Genomic DNA, 20,859 nt, shown 5'->3' with positions numbered 1-20,859 from the left:
GAGCGCGCCACGGGGAAGAGCGTGTCAAGGGGTGTCGGGAGCGCATCGACGCGCGTAGCCTCGACTGCAGAGAGGGGTTCGACGATGAGCACCACCAAGACACTCGCACTCTGGGTCGCGTACGGTCGGAACGGCGTGGTCGGAAGCGTCCGCCACGACGACGACGGTTACCACGTCACGATGTCGGGAGCGGATGCCGCCGCCGGCACCTATCCCAGCCTCGCGTCCGCGAAGGGCGCCCTGCACGCGCGCATGGCACCGGGGAGCGACTGGCCCCGATTCCAAGAGCACTGACCGAGGTTCCGCCACCGCCGCCGCGGGATGAAAGCCGCTCCTCCGAGGGGCCTAGGAGGCACGCTTTTGATCCCGTCGACGCTGGGCGGGACGCGGGACGCGGGACGCGGGACGTGCGGACCGGGCCGGGATCAGGACTCGGGCTCGCCCGAGAGGATGCCGCGCAACCAGTCGCGCGCCTCGACGAACACGTCGTCGTCGTAGCGCTCCGGGTACTGCACGATCTGGCGGTCGGCCCGCGGATACGAGCCGAGGAACACCACGCGGGGGCTGAACCGGCGGATGCCGAGCAGCGCGTCGGCCATCCGCTCGTGCTCGATGTGGCCGTCGGCGTCGATCACGAACCGGTAGCGGCCGAGTTCGTCGCCGATCGGTCGGGACTCGATGAGCGACAGGTTGATGCCGCGGGTCGAGAACTGCTCGAGCATCTCGAGGAGCGAGCCCGGGTGGTCGTGCGGGAGCTCGACGATCAGCGAGGTCTTGTCGGCTCCGGTCGGCTCCGGGGAGCGGGTGGTGCGCGTGACCAGCACGAAGCGGGTCACGGCCTGGGCGTTGTCGCCGATGCCCTCCGCGAGCACCTCGACGTCGTAGTGGTTGACGATGCCGGGCGCCGCGATGGCCGCCTGCGCGGGCAGCGTGCCGTCGAGCACACCGATCGCGGATGCCACGTTGCTCGCCGCGGGGATGTGCGAGTGGGACGGCAGATGCTCACCGAGCCAGCCGTGGCACTGCGCGTACGCGACCGGGTGCGCGGCGATGACCTTCACCTGGTCGATCGTGGTGCCGCGCGGCGCGACCAGCACGAAGTTCACCCGCACCAGGTACTCGCCGATGATGCGCAGGCCGGGGAGCGTCGCCAGCGCGTCCTGCGTGGTGGAGACACCGCCCTCGATCGAGTTCTCGATCGCGATCATGGCCGCGTCGCTACGTCCCTCCAGCACGTCGGCAAGCGCCTCGCCCACGTTGTGCACGGGCCGCCATTCCTGGCCGCGGGCCTCGGCCACCTGATCGAGCGCCGCCTCCGTGAAGGTTCCGGCCGGGCCGAGATAGCTGTAGGTTCGGCGTTCAGTCACGGGTTTCACCTTAGCCCTCGGCGCACCGGCCGGGTTTCGGATGACATCTCGGATGCGGTCCCGCCGATCAGGGGGCAGACTGAAGACATGACCAGCCGTGCCGGCCTCCCCGCGGAGGAAAGTGACCTGATCGACGTCGACGAGCTGATCGCCGCGTACTACGACCGCTCGCCGAACCCGGACGTTCCCGCGGAGCGCGTGGTGTTCGGCACCAGCGGGCATCGCGGATCCTCGCTGTCGAACAGCTTCAACGAGAACCACATCCTCGCGACCACGCAGGCGATCGTGGACTACCGCGCCGCGCAGGGCATCACAGGGCCGCTGTTCCTCGGCCGTGACACGCACGCGCTGTCGCTGCCCGCCGAGCGCAGCGCGATCGAGGTACTGCTGGCGAACGGTGTGGACGTGCGCGTGGACTCGCGCGATTCGTGGGTGCCGACGCCCGCCCTCAGCCACGCGATCCTCACCTACAACCGGGGTCGCGCCGCGGACGACCCGGGGCGCGCGGACGGCATCGTCGTCACGCCCTCGCACAACCCGCCGCGCGACGGAGGCTTCAAGTACAACCCCCCGCACGGCGGACCTGCCGACACCGACGCGACCGGCTGGATCGCCGACCGGGCGAACGCGCTGATCGGGGCCGGGCTCGAGGGCGTCAAGCTCGAGCGGTTCGCCGACATCGACTGGGACGCGATCACCGGCTACGACTTCCGCGACGCCTACGTGCGCGACCTGCCGTCGATCATCGACATCGACGCGATCCGCACCGCGGGCGTGCGCATCGGCGCCGACCCGCTGGGCGGAGCATCGGTCGAGTACTGGGCGCTGATCGCCGAGATGCACGACCTCGACCTCGACGTCGTGAACCCCGAGGTCGACCCGACCTGGCGCTTCATGACCCTGGACTGGGACGAGAAGATCCGGATGGATCCGTCGTCGCCGTCGGCCATGGCGTCGCTGGTCGCGAAGAAGGGCTCGTACGACGTGCTCACCGGGAACGACGCCGACGCCGACCGGCACGGCATCGTCACCCCGGATGCCGGGCTCATGAACCCGAACCACTACCTCGCGGTGGCGATCGACTACCTGTTCTCGCACCGGCAGGAGTGGCCGCGCGACGCCGCGATCGGCAAGACCCTGGTGTCGTCGATGATCATCGACCGTGTCGCCGAGTCGCTGGGCCGACGTCTGCTGGAGGTCCCGGTCGGATTCAAGTGGTTCGTCCCCGGCCTGCTCGACGGCTCGGTTGCTTTCGGCGGCGAGGAGTCCGCCGGAGCCTCGTTCCTGCGCAAGGACGGCTCGGTGTGGTCGACCGACAAGGACGGCATCCTTCTGTGCCTGCTGGCGGCCGAGATCATCGCGGTGACGGGCAAGTCGCCGTCGGAACGCTACGCCGAGCTCGAGCAGGCGTTCGGCGCCTCCGCGTACCAGCGCGTCGATGCCCCCGCGACCCCCGAGCAGAAGGCCACCCTCGGCAAGCTCGCGCCCGAGGCCGTGACGGCGACGACGCTCGCGGGCGAGGAGATCACCGCGAAGCTCTCGCACGCGCCCGGCAACGGCGCGGCGATCGGCGGCCTCAAGGTGCAGACCGCGCACGCGTGGTTCGCCGCGCGCCCCTCCGGCACCGAGGACGTCTACAAGCTGTACGCCGAGAGCCTGCGCGGCGCCGAGCACCTCGCCGAGGTGCAGGCCGAAGCGCGCGCCGTGGTGTCCGCCGCCCTCGGGGGCTGACGAGCCTGCAAGGTCGGCCTGCGGAGTTGACACCTGCTGTCGGAAACGGCCAGTTGTTCCGACGGGAGGTGCCAGATCCGTCTGGCGCGGGGAGTCCGGGTCAGGATGCTGCGGCGCGAGCCAGTGCGGCTCCGGCGTCGCGCAGCCAGCGCGCGGGTTCGGCGAGCGCGGCGTCCGCCGACCCGGCGAGCACGGTGAGCGAGGCGGATGCGGCGAACAGAGACGTGTCGGAGTCGTCGGCGATGCGGCCGGCCGCGAGCATCGCGCGGGCTCCCGCGGAGGCGGCGAGGGATGCCAGGAACGAGGGCACCTTGCCGTCGCCGGACTGCCCATCGTAGGACCCTTCCCCCGTGATGACGACGTCGGCGTCGGCGATCGCATCGGCCAGCCCGATGAGCTCTGCCACCTCGGCCGCCCCCGGTGCCAGCACCGCACCCCAGACGACGAGCGCGCCGCCGGTGCCACCCGCCGCGCCACTCCCGGGAAGCGTCGCATCGAGGCCGAGCAGTGCCGCGAGACGACCCAGACCGTCATCGGCGAGTGCGATGTCGTCCGCCTCGCGCAGACCCTTCTGCGGCCCGAAGACCGCCGCGGCGCCCCGCGGACCGGTGAGCGGATTCGTGACGTCCGTGAGCACGCGCACCTCGGGGGCCGCGCGCAACCCGGACAGATCGACCGTGGCGATGTCGCCGAGACCCCGTGCGCCGCGGGCGACAGGAGCGCCGGCGGCATCGAGGAAGCGGGCGCCGAGCGCGGTGAGCATCCCGGTGCCCCCGTCGGTCGAGGCGCTCGATCCGATGCCGACGACGAGACGCGAGACGCCGTGGTCGAGCGCGGCGGCCATCGCCTGTCCGAGACCGGTTGTGTCGGCATCCCAGGGGCGCAGCTCGTCCAGCAGCTCGATGCCCGAGGTGGAGCCGAGATCGACGACCGCGGTTCCGTCCGGGGCGTCGGCGGTCGGCGGCAGCAGCAGCCAGAACGCGTCGATGACTGCACCCGTGGGACCTTCGACCGCGACCGGCATCCGCCGTGCGCCCGGCACCGCCGCCTCGAACGCGGCGACCGTGCCCTCACCGCCGTCGGCCATGGGCCGGTGCACGAACTCGGCGGTGGGATCGAGCGTCGCCCACCCCTGCGCCAGCGCCGTCGCGGCATCCGCCGCCGTGATCGTGCCCTTGAAACTGTCCGGGGCCAGCACGACCCGGGTCACGCCACGATCCCGGGGGTGCTCGCGCGCACGACCACCTCGAGCGGCAGCGGCGGCTGTTCCCAATCCGCATCGACGGTCGCGCGGAACGCCTGATATCCGACCTCGCTCAACGGCACGCGCACGGTCGTGAGCGCGGGCGTCACGTCGCTGCTGGCCGGCACGTCGTCGAAGCCGCACACGGCGATGTCGGCGCCGACCTCCCGTCCGGCGTCGCGGATGGCCGACATCGCCCCGATCGCGATCACGTCGCTGATCGCGAAGACCAGCGTCCCCGGGGCGACCCCCTCGGCGAGCGCGGCCGCCATGCCCTCGTAACCGGACTCGCGTCGGAAGTCCCGCCGGAGGGTGCTCGTGACGGCACCGCCCGCGCTCTCGAAACCGGCACGGAAACCGTCCAGACGGTCGTCCGAGGTGCGCGCGCCCTCGGCGGCTCCGAGAGCGATGGCGGAGCGGTAGCCGAGCTCGCCCATGCGCCGGCCGAGTGCCTCGGCACCGGCACGGTTGTCGATCACGACGCGGCGATCACCGGCGCCGTCCGGCCCGAAGGACACGCTCCGGCCGCCCAGCCGCGCGAACTCCGCCAGCTCGTGCGTGGTCTCGGCCTCCATCGGCTCCTGCGTGCGGGACGCGACGAGGATGAGGCCCTGCGGTCGCTGCCCTCGCAGGGCGCGGACGATCCGCGCCTCGCGGGCAGGATCGCGGTCGGTGATGGAAATCGTCACGACGAGGCCGAGCTCGTCGGCACCGCGGGCGACTCCGGACGCGATCAGACCGAAATAGGGGTCGGCGATGTCGGCGACCAGCAGAGCGATGACCGGCGAGGTTCCCCGAGCGGTCGCCTGCGCGGAGACGTTCGCCGTGTAGCCGAGGTCGGCGGCAGCGGACTCGACGCGCTCACGGAACGACTCCGCGACCTTGCGCTCGGAGCCGTTGAGCACACGTGATGCCGTCGCCAGCGACACCCCGGCCTCCCGGGCGACATCGTGCAGGGTGGGCGCGCCGCCGGGGTGACGACGGGCGCGCGACGCGGACGGTCGCTCCGCGGACGATGCGGGCTTTGTCATGCCCCAGAGCCTACTGGCCGAGGAACAGCGCCGCCGCCGACGGGCCGCACGCCCAGGACCTGCGTCACCGGAGGTGCGGGGACACCGCGGCGGCGAACGAGTCGGCTGTGCGGCGCACCACACGGTCCGGAGCATCCGCCCAGATGTCGGCGTTGAAGATCTCCACCTCGATGTCGCGGTCGTACCCGGTCGCGACCACCGCCCTCGTCAGCGAGCCGAAGTCGATCACCCCATCACCCGTGTAGTGCCGGGACAGCAGCACGTCCGCCGCGAGCGGCGTCTTCCAGTCGCACACCTGGTATGTGGCGATGCGTCCCTCGCGGCCGGCCCGCGCGATCTGGTCGAGCACCTGCGGATCCCACCAGATGTGGAACGTGTCGACCGCCGCACCGACGACCTCGGGCTCGAAGTCGGCGGCGATGTCGAGCGCCTGGCCCAGGGTCGAGACGACCGCCCGGTCCGAGGCGTACATGGGATGCAGCGGCTCGATCGCGAGCGTCACCCCCGCCGCCTTCGCCTCGGACGCCAGCACGCCGATCGCATCCCGGACGCGCTCGCGGGCGCCGACGAGGTCGCGCGATCCCGCAGGCAGCCCGCCCGCGACCAGCACGAGCACCGCCGTCGACCCGGCGGCCCCTGCGGCGGCGAGCGTCGCCGTCTCCTCGATCGCGCGGCGGTTGTCGTCGAGGGCGGCGTCACGTTCCGACCCCGCCGGCAGCGTGAAGAATCCGCCACGGCAGTGTGTCGAGAAGCGCAGGCCCGAGTCGTTCAGCATCCGGGCCGCGACGGCGAGGCCCACCTCGTTCACGGGCTCCCGCCACAGACCGATGGCCTGCACCCCCGCCTCAGCCGTGACGCGGAGGGCGGTCGCGAGGCCGGCATGCTTGATGGTCGCCTGGTTGATCGAGAGGCGCGGGTCCGGGCCGGCGGTCACGCGTCCACTCCGTTCAGGCGGAGCATCCCGTGCCACCGTTCCCGGGCGAGCTCGGGCTGCTCCAGGGCGAGCGAGGCGTTCGCCAGCTCGACGATGCGACTCAGATGCGGCAGGCTGCGCGCGGAGTGCAGGCCGCCGACCATCTGGAACGCCGACTGATGCCCGTTCAGCCATGCCAGGAACGCGACACCCGTCTTGTAGTAGAAGGTGGGCGCGGCGAACACCTGACGGCTGAGCGCCTCGGTCGGACCGAGGATGCGCAGGTACGCCTCCGCGTCGCCGGCATCCAACGCCTGGATCGCGGCCGAGGCCACCGGGGTGATCGCGGCGAACGCGCCGAGCAGCGCATCGGAATGCGAATCGCCCTGACCCACCGTGTCGCCGCCGATCAGACCGACGTAGTTGAAGTCATCGCCCGTGAACATGCGCACGCCCTCGGGAAGGCGCTCCCGCACGGAGATCTCGGACTCGGCGTTGAGCAGGCTCATCTTGACGCCGGCGACCTTGCCAGGGTTCTCCTTGATGACATCGAGCAGCACGCCGGACGCGGTCTCCCAGTCGTCGGCACCGAAGTACCCGGCAAGCTCGGGATCGAACGCCGTGCCCAGCCAGTGCAGCACCACCGGCACGGTCGCCCGCGAGAGCACCTCACGGTAGACGCGACGGTAGTCCTCGGCCCCCGTGGCCACCCGGGCGAGGTGCCGGGAGGCCATGAGCACGGGTCCCGCCCCCTGCTCCTCGGTGAAGTGCAGCTGTTCGAGGTACGCGGCGATGACCTGCTCGATCGAGATGTGCGTCTCGGCGATGTGGTCGGTGTTCACCCCGACCACGACCGAGCCGCCCTCCTCGCGGGCGACCTCGGCACTGCGGGCGATCAGCTCGCGGGTGGCCGCGGCGTCCAGCCCCATGTTGCGCTGGGCGGTGTCCATCGCGTCGGCGACGCCGAGACCCCAGGAGTACACGCTACGGCGGAAGGCGAGCGTGGCGTCCCAGTCGATGTCGGCGGGCTGACCCGGCGTGTTGTCGGCGTGCGTCTTCGGCACGACGTGGGCGGCCGCGTAGGCGACGCGGCTGCGCAGCGGCGCTGTCGGACGGGTGTACGAGCCACCGTCGTTCAGCACGGCATCCGTCACCGCACCGTCGGCGGAGAGGAGGCGGAGAGCACTCATCGCGTCAGTCCAGGGCCAGTGCCGACAGGGCGACCTTGCGGCCCTCGGCGCTGGAGGTCAGACCGGCCTCGGCGAACTGCACACCGCGGGCTCCGGCGAGCAGGTCGAAGGCGTACTCGGTGCCCTCGACGTACGAGACCAGGTACTCCTCCCACTGCTGGCGGAAGCCGTTCAGGAACACCTCGTTGGTCGGCACGTTCTGCCAGTCGGCGTCGTAGTCGCGGGTGTCTTCCAGGTCGGGGTTCCACACCGGCTTCGGGGTGGCGTTGCGCGGCTGGATCTTGGCGCCGAAGAGTCCGACGACCGCGGAGCCGTGCGTGCCGTCGACCTGGAACTCGACCAGCTCGTCGCGGTTGACGCGCACGGTCCAGCTGGAGTTGATCGTGGCCGTGATGCCGCCGGCGATCTCGAAGATGCCGTACGCGGCGTCCTCGGCCGTGGCGGTGTAGTGCTCACCCTTCTCGTCCCAGCGGTCGGCGATGTGCACCGCGGCCTGGGCGTAGACGCTGGTGACCTCGCCGAACAGGTTCTCCAGCACGTAGTTCCAGTGCGGGAACATGTCGGTGATGATGCCGCCGCCGTCTTCCGTGCGGTAGTTCCAGCTGGGTCGCTGCGCGGGCTGCCAGTCGCCCTCGAACACCCAGTAGCCGAACTCGCCGCGCACCGAGAGGATGCGGCCGAAGAATCCGGAGTCGATCAGGCGCTTGAGCTTCTGCAGGCCCGGGAGGTAGAGCTTGTCGTGCACGACGCCGGTCTTCACGCCGGCCGCATCGGCGAGGCGGGCGAGCTCCAGCGCCTCCTCGAGCGATTCGGCGGTGGGCTTCTCGGTGTAGATGGCCTTGCCTGCGGCGATGGCCTTGCGGATGGCGGTGGCGCGGGCCTTGGTCACCAGGAAGTCGGCGTAGATCTCCCACTGCGGGTCGGCGAGGGCGGCGTCGAGGTCGGTGGTCCAGTCCTCGATGCCGTGCAGTGCGGCGAGCTCGGCGAGCGTGGCCTCGTTGCGGCCCACCAGGAGCGGCTTGACCGTGATGCGCGAGCCGTCGGGAAGCTCGATGCCGCCCTCGTCGCGGATCGCGAGGATCGAGCGCACCAGGTGCTGGCGGTACCCCATCCGCCCGGTGACGCCGTTCATGATGATCCCGATCTCGCGGGTGCTCGCCTGTGCCATTGTGTTCCGTTCCTGTCGCGGGGAGAGTCGTTCCCGCGTCTTCCCCATCCGTGCAGGAAAACGCTTTCCAGGATCATGGCACGAGACTCCGATCGCGCGCAACCGCGCTATCGGATCAGCGGTTGTCGCCGACGCCCCAGCCGTACGCGAGCTTGTGCGCCTTCAGCACGAAGAACGACTCGGTCTGCAGCACGCCGGGGATCTTCTGCAGGGTGCCGAACATCAGCTCGGTGTAGTGGTCGATGTCGCGGCAGACCACTTCCACCATCACGTCGAAGGACCCGCTGGTGAGCACGACGTAGCTCGTCTCGGGCAGCGCGGACATCGCCTCGCACACGTCGGGACCGGTACCGGGCGCGCAGCGCACGCCGATCAGCGCGAGCCGGTCGAACCCGATGTTGAGCGGGTTCGCGATGCCCACGATCTGGAACAGGCCGCTGTCCTGCAGCCGCTGCACGCGGTAGCGCACCGACGATGCCGAGACGCCGAGATCCTGCGCGAGGACGCTGAACGGCGTACGACCGTCGATCTGCAGCGCGGCGATCAGCTTGCGATCGAGGTCGTCCAGGTCGAGGTGCGAGGCCGACTGTTCGCGATCCGGCATTGAGGCCCTCCTCGGCTCAGCGTGACGTCCCTCATCCTATAGACGGGCGGCGGCCGCACCGTGGTGCGACCGCCGCCCGATCATCGATCAGTCGCCGATGTGGATGACGGAGGTGCGCAGGTCGGTCATGTCCTGCAGCGTGTACATGCCGCCGATGCGACCCCATCCGGTGCCCTTGCCCCCGGCGCCGCCGAACGGCATGTTGATGTCCCACCAGCCGTTCGACTCGTTGAGCAGCACCTGCCCGGTCTCCAGCTCCTCGAGGAAGCGGAAGCCACGGGCGATGTCGCGGGTGAACACGGCCGACTGCAGACCGAGCGAGTCGGCGTTCGCGATGCGCAGCGCGTCGTCGTCGTCCTGTGCGGTGATGATGGGCAGCACCGGGCCGAAGGACTCCTCACGCGACAGCAGCGACTGCTCGGTCACGCCGTCGACGATCGTGAAGTCGTAGTACAGGTCGGTCGCGAAGCCGGATGCCCGTCCGCCGCCGAGCAGCACGTCGAACCCGAGCGCGCGGGCCTCGTTCAGGTGGCGGTCCATCTTCTCGGCGACGCCGGCGTTGTTCAGCGGGCCGAGGTTGGTCGACGGGTCGAACGGGTCGCCGAGCTTCACGGTCTTCGCATAGGCGAGCGCGGCCTCGACGAAGGCGTCGTGGGCGTGCCGGTGCACGATCACGCGCTCGGTGGCGCAGCACACCTGCCCCGCGCAGTAGAACGCCGAGTCGACCGCGGCCTTGGCGGCGCGCTCGATGTTCGCGTCGTCGAGCACGACGACCGGGCCGTTGCCGGAGCACTCCATGATGGAGCGCTTGAGTCCCGCCGTGGCCTGGATCTTCGCGCCGGTCGCCGACGACCCGATGAAGCCGACCGCGTGAATGCCGGGGTGCGAGACGAGCTGGGATCCGAACGCGCCCTCACCGGGCAGGATGTTGACCAGTCCGTCCGGGAGCCCCGCCTCGGCCAGGTACTCCATGGCCTTCAGCACCGTCAGCGAGGTGTGGATCGGCGGCTTCACGACGAGCGCGTTGCCGGTCGCGAGGCCCGGGGCGGCGAACTCGGTGAACATGAGCAGCGGGAAGTTCCACGGCGTGATGATCGCCCACGTGCCGACGGCCTGCCGCCAGGTGTGCATGCGCTTCTGCGGGTCGGAGGAGGGCAGCGTCTCACCGTAGAGGCGCAGTGCGTCTTCGGCGTGGAGGTGGAACAGCTGCGCCGCCTCGTTGACGTCGGCGCGCGACTCGGCGAGCGGCTTGCCCTGCTCGAGGGTCTGCAGCAGGGCGAGCTCCTCGACGTGCAGCGAGATGATGTCGCCGATGCGGTGGCAGATCTGCGCCCGCTCCCACACGTTGACCTTGCGCCATTCCCGCTGGGCGCGGTTGGCGGCGGCGACCGCGCGGTCGAGGTCGCCCACGGTGGGAACGGGGAGCGCGGCGATCCGCTCGCCCGTCGCCGGGCTGATCACCTCGAAGCGCTCGCTTCCGGTGCCGTCGGTGTAGGCACCGTCGATGAAGAGCTGAGGCGTGGGCGCGGGTACCTGCAGTGACATGACGCGAATCTCCTGTCGTCGTTGACCGTTGTGAGTGCTGGCCAGCCTAGTCTTTGCTTGCGGAATTGACAATAGATGTCGCGTTCTTTCGGTCGATCCAATAATCTTGAAGCAGACAACTTGCTGATCCAACATATCTTTGGCTCACTTCTGCTCGATGCATCATTCGTGCGGGACATCGGCCTCGGAACTCCCGCGACGGCGCGACGAGCTCCGCGCTGCGGCGGGACCCGGATCAGCACAGAGACGAGGAGGGCACCCGCCGTGCAGACACCGACGAGCTTCGAACGAGCCGAGCAGCATGCCGACTGGGGGAAGGCCGCCGCGGCGATCGCCGACGCCCGCCGCACCCCGTTCTGGCTGGACGATCTCGATCATCGCCCCTCCCTCCCGCGGCTCGACGAGGACACCACCGCCGACCTCGTCGTGGTCGGCGGCGGCTACGCCGGGCTCTGGACCGCGCTGCGCTCGAAGGAGCGGTACCCCGACCGCGAAGTGGTGCTCGTCGAGGCGAACCGCATCGCCTGGGCAGCATCCGGACGCAACGGCGGTTTCTGCGAGCCGAGCCTGACCCACGGCCGTGCCAACGCCGTCATCCACGTCGCGGGCGAGGAGAAGCTGGCCGCGAGGCTCGGCGCGCAGAACCTCGCGGACCTCCTCGCGACGATCGACCGGTACGGGATCGACTGCGACATCCAGCCGCACGGGGTGATCAAGCTCGCCACCGAGCCCCACCAGGAGGCGACCATCCGGAACCTCGCTGCGGCGGACTCCTCCATCGTCGTGCTGGCGGACGAGGAACTGCAGGCGCAGGTGCGCACGGCTGCCGCGCGAGTGGGCGGCTGGGCGACCGAGGAGGGCGTGACCCTGAATCCCGCCAAGCTCGCCATGGGACTGCTCGACGCCTGCATCCGCCTCGGGTGCCGGGTGCACGAGAGCACCCCGGCGACGCGGATCGTGAACCTCGGTCGCGGCGCCGGCGTGGCCGTCGAGACGCCGCACGGTCGCATCACCGCCCGACACGCGGCACTCGCCACCAACGGCTTCCGCTCGCTGCTGCGCCGCAACCGACTGTTCACGGTGCCCGTCTACGACTACGCGGTCGTGACCGAGCCGCTGACGCCAGCCCAGCGCGACAGCCTCGGCTGGGAGAAGCGACAGGGCGTGACCGACCTGAACAGCCGGTTCCACTACATGCGACTACTCAAAGATGCCGACGGCAACGACCGGCTGCTCCTCGGCGGCTACGACGCGATCTACCACTTCGGCAAACGGATCACCCCGGAGTACGACGCCAGCGAACCCACGTTCCAGCGACTCGCCGTGCACATGGGCGTGCTGTTCCCGCAGCTCGAGGGGGTGCGCATCAGCCATGCCTGGGGCGGCATGATCGACACTTGTAGCCGCTTCTTCGCGTTCTTCACCCGCGCGTTCCACGGCCAGGTCGTGTCGGCGTCCGGGTTCACCGGTCTAGGGGTGGCGTCGACGCGTTTCGCGGCGGACGCGATGCTCGACCTCCTGCACGGCGAGGACACGGAACGCGTCCGGTCGAAGCTCGTGCGCCGCCGCCCCTTCCCGTTCCCGCCCGAGCCTTTCGCGTGGCCGGCGATCCGGTTCACGGCGGCACAGATGGCGCGATCCGACCGCCGTGGCGGCAAACAGGGACTGTGGCTCTGGGTGCTGGAGAAGTGCAAGCTCGGCTTCGACTCCTGACCCGCGGTCACGCCTCCTGACCCGCGGCGGCAGAGAAGGGCCCCGATCGCAATCCGCGATCGGGGCCCTTCGTCGATGCGGCAGCCGTCAGACGATCACGGCCTCCTGCGGAACCCGACGGACGTCCTTGGCGAACAGCGCGCACACGAAGTTCAGCACGAACGTCGCCGCGACCATGGCCACGAAGCCGATCGTGTAGTCGCCCGTCGCATCCTTCACGACACCGAGCAGGTACGGGTAGACGAACCCGCCGACGATGAAGCCGATACCCAGGACGAAGCCGTTCACCGCGCCGATCATGCGCGTCGGCACCGATTCCGCAGCCAGGGCGAGCGCGAGCGGCATACCCGTGTAGACGCCGAGGCCGACGAGCGGCAGGAACAGCGCGACCAGGACGTAGTCGCCCGACGCCAGGCTCAGCGTGAGCGCACCGAGGAACACGGTCATCGCCAGTCCTGCCGCGACGATCAGACCCTTGCGACGCCCCATCCGGTCGGACACGAGCCCGAAGACGATCGAGGTGATCATGCCGATCAGCACGTACAGCGAGGAGAAGAGACCGGCGAGCGCGGGGTCCCAGCCGGCGCCTTCGATGAGGATCGTCGGCATCCAGACGGCGACCACGGCGAAGATGCCCCACTCGCCGATGAAGAACGCCGCGGCGATGAGCACGTTGCGGCTGAACAGCCAGCTCACGAGCGAACGCCCGGAAGTGTCCGCTTCCTCGGCCACGCCGGGAGCGTCGTCGCGCGGGGCATCCTTCAGGAACAGGGCGGCGATGAGGAACACCACGGCCAGCAGGCCCCCGCCGATCGCGGAGCCGGTGCGCCAGCCCACCGCGACCAGGAGCAGTGCGAAGACGTAGAGCGCGAAGGCCGTACCGATGCCGTCCGAGGTGAACATGACACCGAGGGCGATGCCGCTGCGGCGCTCCCGCTCGAACCAGTTGACGGCCATCGTGTACGGGCCGACGAAGAGCAGCCCCACGCCGATGCCGCTGATCGCGCGGCCCAGCATGAGCAGGGTGTAGTCGGGCGCCCAGGCGAAGAGCAGTTGTCCGACGATCGCGGCGGCGATGCCGACGAGGATGATGCGCTTGATTCCCCAGCGGTCGCCGATGATGCCCGCGAACGGCAGCACGAGGCCGCCGACGAGAGCGGTGATGGAGCCCAGGAGCCCCGCCTGCGCGGCGCTCAGGTCGAACTCCGCGGAGATGTCGAGCAGGCTGACGCTCCAGCCGATGTAGGGGATGAAGCAGGCGATCAGGACCAGATAGGACAGGCCGAGCATCGCCCACTTCGTCGTGGGTTTGGTCGAGTGCATGGTCACGTACTTTCCATTCGGTGCGGACGAGCCTCGGGCAGACTCATCGGCGAGCTACGAATACGACAATGTTGTAGAGCACTTGTTTGTGATCTGAGCGAGAATCTATACCCATGACTGCGCGATTGCTAGCCTCAAGGCGATTTCGATTGCGGAATCCGCATCGTTCTTCGGGAGCTTTCGCGGGCGCGGCGGAATGGGCATCCGGCGCAGATTCACCGGACGATGCAGCAGGGCTCAGCGCGGGCCGGCGCTCGCACGCTCGACGAGGCGCGTCGGCACGACATCCGCGCCCGCGAGCGCTCCGCCCGAGCCTTCGATCTCCGCGACCAGCAGGGCGACGGCACGGGCGGCCAGCGCCTCGAAGTCCTGGCGGATCGTGGTGAGCGGAGGGCGATAGTTCGCCGCATCCGGCAGATCGTCGAAGCCGATCACGCTGACCTGCTCGGGAACGCCCCGACCCGCCTCGGCGAGGGCGCGCAGCAGCCCCAAGGCCATCTGGTCGTTGGCGCAGAACACGGCGGTCGCATCGAGCAGCGCGCATCCTGCGGCGAAACCCGAATCGGCGCTCCAGTCACCGCGCACGACCTCCGGGCGAGGCACACCCGCCGCCGCCAGCGCCTCGCGCCAACCCTGCTCGCGCTCAGCCGCGGCGAAGGAGTCGGCAGGACCGGCGAGGTGATGCACGCTCTCATTCCCGAGCGCGAGGAGCCGGGCTGTGGCAGCCGCTGCGCCTCCGCGATGATCACTGTGGACGGACGCGAAGGGGCCGTCGGTGGGAGCATCGACCACGACCAGTCGCAGCCCGGGGGGCGGCTGCGCTCCCGGCACCTGCGCGGACGCCTCGTTCAGGACGATCGCCCCGTCGACCTCCTGCTCGGCGAGCCGTTCGAACGCCGCCCCGACGCCGTCCGCCGCGGTGACCACCGTGAGGGCATAGCCCCGTTGCGCCGCCGCCTCGGCCGTGGCCTGCAGCATGCGGGAGTTGCCGATCGTGGCGAGGGTGGTGACGACGAGGCCGATCGTCTGCGAGCGCCCGGTGCGCAGCGCCCGTGCGGCGCGATGCGGACGGTAGCCGAGGGCAGCCATCGCCTCCTCGACCCTGGCGCGGGTCGCGGGATCCACGCGCGGGCTGCCGTTGGCGACGCGCGAGACGGTCTGTCCGGAGACTCCGGCCCGAGCGGCGACCATGGCCATCGACACGCGTCCCGTGGGAGCCGTCGCGTTCGCACCGCGCTCGGTCATCCGCCGCCCTCCTTTCACAACTCCTCGATGTTGACGTTACCATACGGCCCTGCGTAGCATGTTGACGTGAACACGCCCGATCTTCCTGAGTTGCGAACCGACACTCTCGGCGCCGGCGTCGTCCGACGGACCACCACCCTCGCCGATGGCCGCGACCTGATCTACTACGACGATCCCGACACCGTCCTCGGGGCCGAGCGCGCCATCGACACCCGCGACCTCGATCCACGCCCCAGCACCGCCACCATGCGCCTCGACGTGCTCACCGGCGACTGGATCACGGTCGCCGCGAACCGGCAGAACCGCGTCATGATGCCCGCGGCCGACGCGGATCCGCTCGCCCCGCAGACGCCGACGAATCCGTCGGAGGTGCCGTCGCGCTACGACGTCGCGGTGTTCGAGAACCGCTCCCCCGCCTTCGGACCCGCACTCGCCCAGGCCGTCGGCGACGCCCCGGCGGCAGCCGACGCCCCGCGTGGGCTCGACGACCTCGCCACCCTCGACCTCGGCCGCACCCGCACCTCGGTCGGACGCTGCGAGGTCGTGTGCTTCAGCCCCGAGCACACCGGTTCCTTCGGCACGCAGACCGTCACCCGCGCCCGCACCGTGATCGAGGCATGGGCCGACCGCACGGCCGCCCTCTCGGCACTCCCCGGCATCGAGCAGGTGTTCCCCTTCGAGAACCGCGGCGAGGCGATCGGCGTGACCCTGCCGCATCCGCACGGACAGATCTACGCCTACCCCTTCGTGACCCCGCGCACCGCACGCGTGCTCGACGCGATCGACCGGACCGCCCCCGACCTGTTCGCACGCATCCTCGAGTCCGAGCAGGCATCCGAACGCGTGGTGTTCCGCGGCGAGCACTGGACGGCATTCGTGCCGTTCGCCGCACGCTGGCCGCTCGAGGTGCACCTGATGCCGCACCGCCACGTGCCCGACTTCGCCGAGACGAAAGCCGCCGAACTCGATGAGCTCGCTCCGCTCTACCTGCGGCTGCTGCGCGGGGTCGATGCGCTCTACGGCTCCCCGACCCCGTACATCGCCGCGTGGCACCAGGCCCCCGTGCACATCGGCCGCGACACCGTGAGACTGCACCTGCAGCTGACGAGCCCCCGCCGCGCCGCCGACAAGCTGAAGTTCCTCGCCGGTTCCGAGGCCGCGATGGGCGCCTGGACCGCGGAGGTCCCTCCCGAGGCGGGTGCCGCGCGTCTCCGTGAGGCGATAGAGCGCGCCGCGCGGCAGCCGGGCGAGGGAGGCGCCTCCGCATGACCGCCGTCCACGACGCTCGTGCCCTGTTCACTGCTCTCACCGGCCACGAGCCCGAAGGCTCCTGGTCGGCGCCGGGACGCGTGAACCTCATCGGCGAGCACACCGACTACAACGACGGCTTCGTCCTGCCGTTCGCCATCCCGCAGCGCACCGCGGCTGCGGTCGGGCGCCGTGACGACGACCGCATCCGGGTGAGCTCCACGTTCGCCCCCGAGCCGGTCGAGGTGGGCATCGACGACCTCGACAGTCTCTTCCCCACCGCGGCGGGCGCGCATCCGGCCATCGCGGAATGGGCCGCGTACCCGCTCGGCGTCGCCTGGGCGCTGCATCAGGCCGCACCCGATGCCGATCACATCGGCGGGCTCGACATCGCGATCGCGTCCGACGTGCCGGTGGGCGCGGGTCTCTCCTCGTCGGCGGCGATCGAGGGGGCCACGGCATCCGCCCTGAACGACCTGTGGCACACCGGACTCGACGGCACGGCCCTCGCTCGCGTGGGACGCCGCGCCGAGAACGAGGCCGTCGGAGCACCCACCGGGATCATGGACCAGATGGCCTCGATGCTCGGCGCCCCCGACACCGCGATCTTCCTCGACTGCCGCTCGCTCGAGACCCAGCCGGTGCCGCTCGGCGTCGCCGCAGCCGGACTCGCGATCCTCGTGATCGACACCCGCGTGAAGCACGCGCACTCGACCGGCGGCTACCGCGAACGCCGTGCCTCCTGCGAGCGCGGCGCCGCGATCATGGGCGTGCCCGCGCTGCGCGACCTGACCACCGCCGACCTTCCCCGCGCGCAGGCGCTCATGGACGACGTCACGTTCCGCCGTGTGCGCCACATCGTCAGCGAGAACCAGCGCGTGCGCGACACGGTGCGCGTGCTCCGCGAAGAGGGTGTGCGGGGGATCGGCGATCTCCTCGTCGCCTCGCACGCGTCGATGCGCGACGATTTCGAGATCTCGATCCCGGAGCTCGACACCGCGGTCGACTCCGCACTCGCGGCGGGAGCCCTCGGTGCGCGCATGACCGGTGGGGGCTTCGGCGGCGCCACGATCGCGCTGGTCGAGCAGGATGCCGTCGACCCCGTGTCGGACGCCGTGACGGCCGCGTTCGCGGCATCCGGATTCGCCTCTCCCGTCCTGTTCACGGTCATCCCCGCCGCGGGTGCCCACCGCGACGACTGAGAGAATGGTCCATCGGGCCGCGATGACGCCGCGGCAGGAGAGGAAAGCAATGTCCTGGATCGTGACCGGCGGCGCCGGCTACATCGGTGCGCACGTGGTGCGCGCCCTCGCCGACGCCGACCTCACCCCCGTCGTGCTCGACGACCTCTCCAGCGGCATCCCGTCGTTCGTGCCCCAGGGCGTGCCGTTCGTGCAGGGCAGCATCCTCGACCGCGCGCTCGTCGAGAAGACCCTGCGCGACCATGACGCGGTGGGCGTGATCCACGTCGCCGGGTACAAGTACGCCGGAGTCTCGGTGCAGCGCCCCCTGCACACCTACGCGCAGAACGTCGAGGGCACCCGGGTGATCCTGGAGGCGATGGCGGCCACCGGCGTCGCCAACATCGTGTTCTCGTCGTCCGCCGCTGTGTTCGGCACCCCCGATGTCGCGCTCGTCGTCGAAGACACCGCGAAGCGTCCGGCCAGCCCCTACGGCGAGTCGAAGCTCATCGGCGAATGGCTGCTGCGCGACCAGGGCATCGCGACCGCCGACTCGGAGCGGCCGCTGCGCCACACCTCGCTGCGGTACTTCAACGTGGTGGGCTCCGCTGATCCGACCGTCTACGACGTCAGCCCGCACAACCTCTTCCCGATCGTCTTCGAGGCGCTGCTCGCCGGCCGCACCCCGAAGATCTTCGGCGACGACTACGCCACGGAAGACGGCACCAACGTGCGCGACTACGTGCACGTCGGCGACATCGCGGCCGCCCATGTCGCGGCGGCTCAGCGCCTCGCCGACGGACGCCCGATCGAGCCCGCGTACAACCTCGGCTCGGGCGACGGGCTCAGCGTGAAGCAGATCATGGACGCGATGGTGCGCGTGACCGGCATCGATTTCACGCCCGAGATCGGCCCCCGCCGCCCCGGCGACCCCGACCGCATCGTCGCGACCGGCGAACTCGCCGCCCGCGACCTCGACTGGGCCATGCGGTACACGGTCGACGACATGGTGCGCACGGGGTGGGAGGCGCGGCGGGCTCAGTCGTAGTCGTCTCTTTCCGTCAGGCGTGCCGAGCTCAGAGGTCGCGGGTGCGGATGGGGTAGAGCCAGAAGCACAGCCACGCGAGCGCGGTGAACCCGAGCGGGATGACCGCGAGCATCAGCCGGATGCCACCGTCGACGGTGTCGGGCTGCGCGTCCTTCAGCGTGGCGTCGAAGCCGGACGCGGTCAGCACCACGGCGGCCACGATCGCCTGCAGCACCACCGAACCGCGCACCACGAAGCCGTTCACCCCGAAGTAGGCGCCCTCGCGGCGGTGGCCCGTGCGCACGGCATCGTCGTCGATGATCTGCGACAGCATGACCTCGAGCAGTTGGAGCAGTCCGCCGACACCGACGCCCACCGCCACGCCGACCAGCGCCGCGCCGAGCACGCTCGATGGCACGAGATACCCGAGGACCGCGACCCCGAACACCGCGACGCTCCAGAGCAGGGCGGTGCGCGGCGAGGTGCGCCGCACGACCGCGCTCCACAGCACGATCGACGGGATCGCAGTGACGAAGATGGCGCCGAGCAGCAGGCTCCCCTCCCCCTCGGGCGCGTGCAGGGAGTAGCGCACGTAGAACGGGATCGCGGCGAGGATCACGGCGATCGACGTCTGCACGAACAGCGAGCCGAGCACGTAGGGGACGAACGCCCTGTTGCGGAACGTGTAGGTCAGCTGATCGCCCCAGCTCATGGACTCCGCCGCCTCGGACGACACCTCGGGAGCGCGCCGCTCGATCATGCCCCCGAAGAACGACCACACCAGCAGCACGAAGCACACCACGGCCAGCACGATGGCCATGCCCGGCCAGCCGAGCGCGCCGTACAGGGCCGGCGCTCCCGCCGTGCCGAGCACCATCCCGAGAATTGCGAAGATCTGCCGCGGCACATTCCCCCGTGCGCGCTCCTCCGTGGTGCGGAAGATCTCGGGGAACAGTGCGGAGATGTTCAGCACGACCACCACGAACGCGATGTCGTACACCGCCACGACGACGAGGAACCACACGATGAGGCCGGCGACGGGCAGCTCGGGCGGCATCCACACCAACGCGAAGGCGACCACGAGCGGCACGATGCCGAGGCCGATCCAGGGGACGCGGCGCCCCCAGGGAGTGCGCAGTCGGTCGGACACGGCACCGACGATCGGGTTGAGCACGGCGTTCAGGATGCCGTGGGCGACCATGGCGACCGCCACCCAGGTGGCCGGCACGGCGAGGTGCGAGACGTAGAAGTAGACGACGAAGGCCGAGAACGTCTGCGCCATCAGCTGCGTAGGGAAACCCGATGCGCCGAAGGCGATGGTCTGCGATCGCCGGGGCGCGGCGTCCAGCCGGCGGTCGCGCAGCCGTTCGCCCATCGACGTCATCGCGCACCTCCTCGCTGCAGATCGCGCAGGTCGCGCCAGCTGATGCGCACGAGCGCTTCGTCCTCGATCGCCTGCAGCACCGCCGGGTCGTCGAGCAGGCGCAGCTCGTAGCCGCGCTTGGCTGCGCTGAAGTCGACGGCGGAACGGAGCTCGTCGTCGTCGACCATCGGGTGCAGGTAGATCTCGGTCACACCGGCGGGCACGGCACGCAGCAGCGCGATGAAACCGTCGCGCACCTGCTCGTACGGCTCCTCGTCCGCGGTGCCCTCACCGAGGAGTTCGAAGGGGTGCGACCACAGCCGGTCCAGGATCTCGACACCGAGCGCATCGGCCGCGGCAGCCGCGACGTCGAGCGTGGCCTGGAGCGCGGCATCCTCCCCCACGCCGTCCGTGTTGCGGGGCAGCCGGAACGGGAGGCCGTGGCGTGCGGCCAGTTCGAACACCGGCCGGAGGAAGTCGCGTCCGGTGACGAGGCCGTAGACCGACCCCATGTGGTTGTCGAGGTGGGTCACGTCCACGCCGGCATCGAGTGCGGCCTGCAGCTGGGCGGCGATCTCGGCGGCCACGTCGTCGGCGGCGGCGTTCTGTTCGACGGCGGCCACGTCGGCCGGGAAGAACCCGGCCTCGTCGACCAGGCTCGTCGCCGTTCCGGTGAGCGGGCGCCAGCGGTACCGCGACCACTCGCTCGTGAGCACGAGGTGCACGCCCACGTCGAGGTCGGTGCGGGACGCCGCGAACGCCAGCGCCTCGGGAGACCAAGCGCACGGGACCATGACGGTCGTGGAGTCGAGTCGGCCGGCGCCGAGCAGCTGGATGATCGCGGTGTTGGCCGCGTGGCACATGCCGAAGTCATCCGCGTTGAGGATGATCGCCCTGGCGCCGGGGGCGAGTCCGAGGCGGTCGGCGAGGTCGGAGGGAGCGGTCATCGGGGATCCTGTCGATGGGA

18 protein-coding genes are annotated in these 20,859 nt (G+C 70.5%); 6 read left to right on the top strand and 12 right to left on the bottom strand.

The window, feature by feature from the left end:
• Positions 1–84: 84 nt before the first annotated feature.
• Positions 85–294, top strand: a complete 210-nt coding sequence (locus tag WFM69_RS03985; RefSeq protein ID WP_337001860.1) for a methyltransferase — start codon at positions 85–87, stop codon at positions 292–294.
• Positions 295–425: 131 nt separating this feature from the next.
• On the opposite strand, the gene pheA is transcribed toward WFM69_RS03985, so the two are convergent.
• Positions 426–1,376 (bottom strand): prephenate dehydratase, encoded by a 951-nt coding sequence (gene pheA, locus WFM69_RS03980; RefSeq protein WP_337001858.1) that lies wholly within the window; start codon positions 1,374–1,376, stop codon positions 426–428.
• A gap of 78 nt (positions 1,377–1,454) precedes the next feature.
• Here pheA and pgm point away from each other — a divergent pair, with 78 nt between their 5' ends.
• On the top strand, positions 1,455–3,098 hold the full coding sequence (gene pgm, locus WFM69_RS03975; protein ID WP_337001856.1) for a phosphoglucomutase (alpha-D-glucose-1,6-bisphosphate-dependent): 1,644 nt from the start codon (positions 1,455–1,457) through the stop codon (positions 3,096–3,098).
• A 100-nt stretch (positions 3,099–3,198) separates the two neighbouring features.
• On the opposite strand, the gene WFM69_RS03970 is transcribed toward pgm, so the two are convergent.
• The 7 genes from WFM69_RS03970 to WFM69_RS03940 form a co-directional block, all read right to left on the bottom strand.
• Positions 3,199–4,308 carry a glycerate kinase gene (locus tag WFM69_RS03970; protein WP_337001854.1) on the bottom strand — a complete coding sequence of 370 codons (1,110 nt, stop codon included), beginning with the start codon at positions 4,306–4,308 and terminating at the stop codon, positions 3,199–3,201.
• Complete coding sequence (locus WFM69_RS03965) at positions 4,305–5,372, bottom strand: LacI family DNA-binding transcriptional regulator (RefSeq protein WP_337001852.1); 1,068 nt, start codon at positions 5,370–5,372, stop codon at positions 4,305–4,307. Before WFM69_RS03965 ends, WFM69_RS03970 begins: the two co-directional genes overlap by 4 nt.
• A 64-nt stretch (positions 5,373–5,436) precedes the next feature.
• The gene (locus WFM69_RS03960) at positions 5,437–6,306 is read right to left on the bottom strand and encodes a sugar phosphate isomerase/epimerase family protein (RefSeq protein ID WP_337001851.1); all 870 of its coding nucleotides are present in this window, start codon (positions 6,304–6,306) and stop codon (positions 5,437–5,439) included.
• The gene (locus WFM69_RS03955) at positions 6,303–7,475 is read right to left on the bottom strand and encodes a dihydrodipicolinate synthase family protein (RefSeq protein ID WP_337001850.1); all 1,173 of its coding nucleotides are present in this window, start codon (positions 7,473–7,475) and stop codon (positions 6,303–6,305) included. The genes WFM69_RS03960 and WFM69_RS03955 overlap by 4 nt, the downstream gene beginning before the upstream one ends.
• A gap of 4 nt (positions 7,476–7,479) precedes the next feature.
• Positions 7,480–8,643 (bottom strand): Gfo/Idh/MocA family protein, encoded by a 1,164-nt coding sequence (locus WFM69_RS03950; RefSeq protein ID WP_337001849.1) that lies wholly within the window; start codon positions 8,641–8,643, stop codon positions 7,480–7,482.
• A 115-nt stretch (positions 8,644–8,758) separates the two neighbouring features.
• Positions 8,759–9,247: an Lrp/AsnC family transcriptional regulator gene (locus WFM69_RS03945; protein ID WP_337001848.1), complete on the bottom strand. Its 489-nt coding sequence runs from the start codon at positions 9,245–9,247 to the stop codon at positions 8,759–8,761.
• A gap of 87 nt (positions 9,248–9,334) precedes the next feature.
• Entirely contained in the window at positions 9,335–10,792 is a 1,458-nt protein-coding gene (locus WFM69_RS03940; protein ID WP_337001847.1) for an aldehyde dehydrogenase family protein, read from the bottom strand.
• A gap of 264 nt (positions 10,793–11,056) precedes the next feature.
• On the opposite strand from WFM69_RS03940, the gene WFM69_RS03935 reads away from it, so the two are divergent.
• Complete coding sequence (locus WFM69_RS03935) at positions 11,057–12,505, top strand: NAD(P)/FAD-dependent oxidoreductase (protein ID WP_337001846.1); 1,449 nt, start codon at positions 11,057–11,059, stop codon at positions 12,503–12,505.
• 87 nt (positions 12,506–12,592) lie between these two features.
• On the opposite strand, the gene WFM69_RS03930 is transcribed toward WFM69_RS03935, so the two are convergent.
• Positions 12,593–13,828: an MFS transporter gene (locus WFM69_RS03930; RefSeq protein WP_337002104.1), complete on the bottom strand. Its 1,236-nt coding sequence runs from the start codon at positions 13,826–13,828 to the stop codon at positions 12,593–12,595.
• Positions 13,829–14,065: 237 nt separating this feature from the next.
• The gene (locus WFM69_RS03925) at positions 14,066–15,073 is read right to left on the bottom strand and encodes a LacI family DNA-binding transcriptional regulator (protein WP_337001844.1); all 1,008 of its coding nucleotides are present in this window, start codon (positions 15,071–15,073) and stop codon (positions 14,066–14,068) included.
• 66 nt (positions 15,074–15,139) lie between these two features.
• On the opposite strand from WFM69_RS03925, the gene galT reads away from it, so the two are divergent.
• Genes galT through galE form a run of 3 tightly spaced genes read left to right on the top strand, consistent with a single transcriptional unit; the run spans position 15,140 to position 18,550 of the window.
• Entirely contained in the window at positions 15,140–16,342 is a 1,203-nt protein-coding gene (gene galT, locus WFM69_RS03920) for a galactose-1-phosphate uridylyltransferase (RefSeq protein ID WP_337001842.1), read from the top strand.
• Positions 16,339–17,523 (top strand): galactokinase, encoded by a 1,185-nt coding sequence (galK, locus tag WFM69_RS03915; protein ID WP_337001839.1) that lies wholly within the window; start codon positions 16,339–16,341, stop codon positions 17,521–17,523. Before galT ends, galK begins: the two co-directional genes overlap by 4 nt.
• Before the next feature lie 49 nt (positions 17,524–17,572).
• Entirely contained in the window at positions 17,573–18,550 is a 978-nt protein-coding gene (gene galE / locus WFM69_RS03910) for a UDP-glucose 4-epimerase GalE (protein ID WP_337001837.1), read from the top strand.
• A 28-nt stretch (positions 18,551–18,578) separates the two neighbouring features.
• Here the strand turns inward: galE and WFM69_RS03905 are convergent, their stop codons facing one another.
• The gene (locus WFM69_RS03905; RefSeq protein ID WP_337001835.1) at positions 18,579–19,913 is read right to left on the bottom strand and encodes an MFS transporter; all 1,335 of its coding nucleotides are present in this window, start codon (positions 19,911–19,913) and stop codon (positions 18,579–18,581) included.
• On the bottom strand, positions 19,910–20,839 hold the full coding sequence (locus tag WFM69_RS03900; RefSeq protein ID WP_337001833.1) for a polysaccharide deacetylase family protein: 930 nt from the start codon (positions 20,837–20,839) through the stop codon (positions 19,910–19,912). The genes WFM69_RS03905 and WFM69_RS03900 overlap by 4 nt, the downstream gene beginning before the upstream one ends.
• Positions 20,840–20,859 lie beyond the last annotated feature (20 nt).

The sequence above is a fragment of the Microbacterium sp. LB12 genome, from assembly GCF_037150835.1.
Lineage (GTDB): Bacteria > Actinomycetota > Actinomycetes > Actinomycetales > Microbacteriaceae > Microbacterium.
This window is presented reverse-complemented; position numbering and strand designations above follow the sequence as displayed.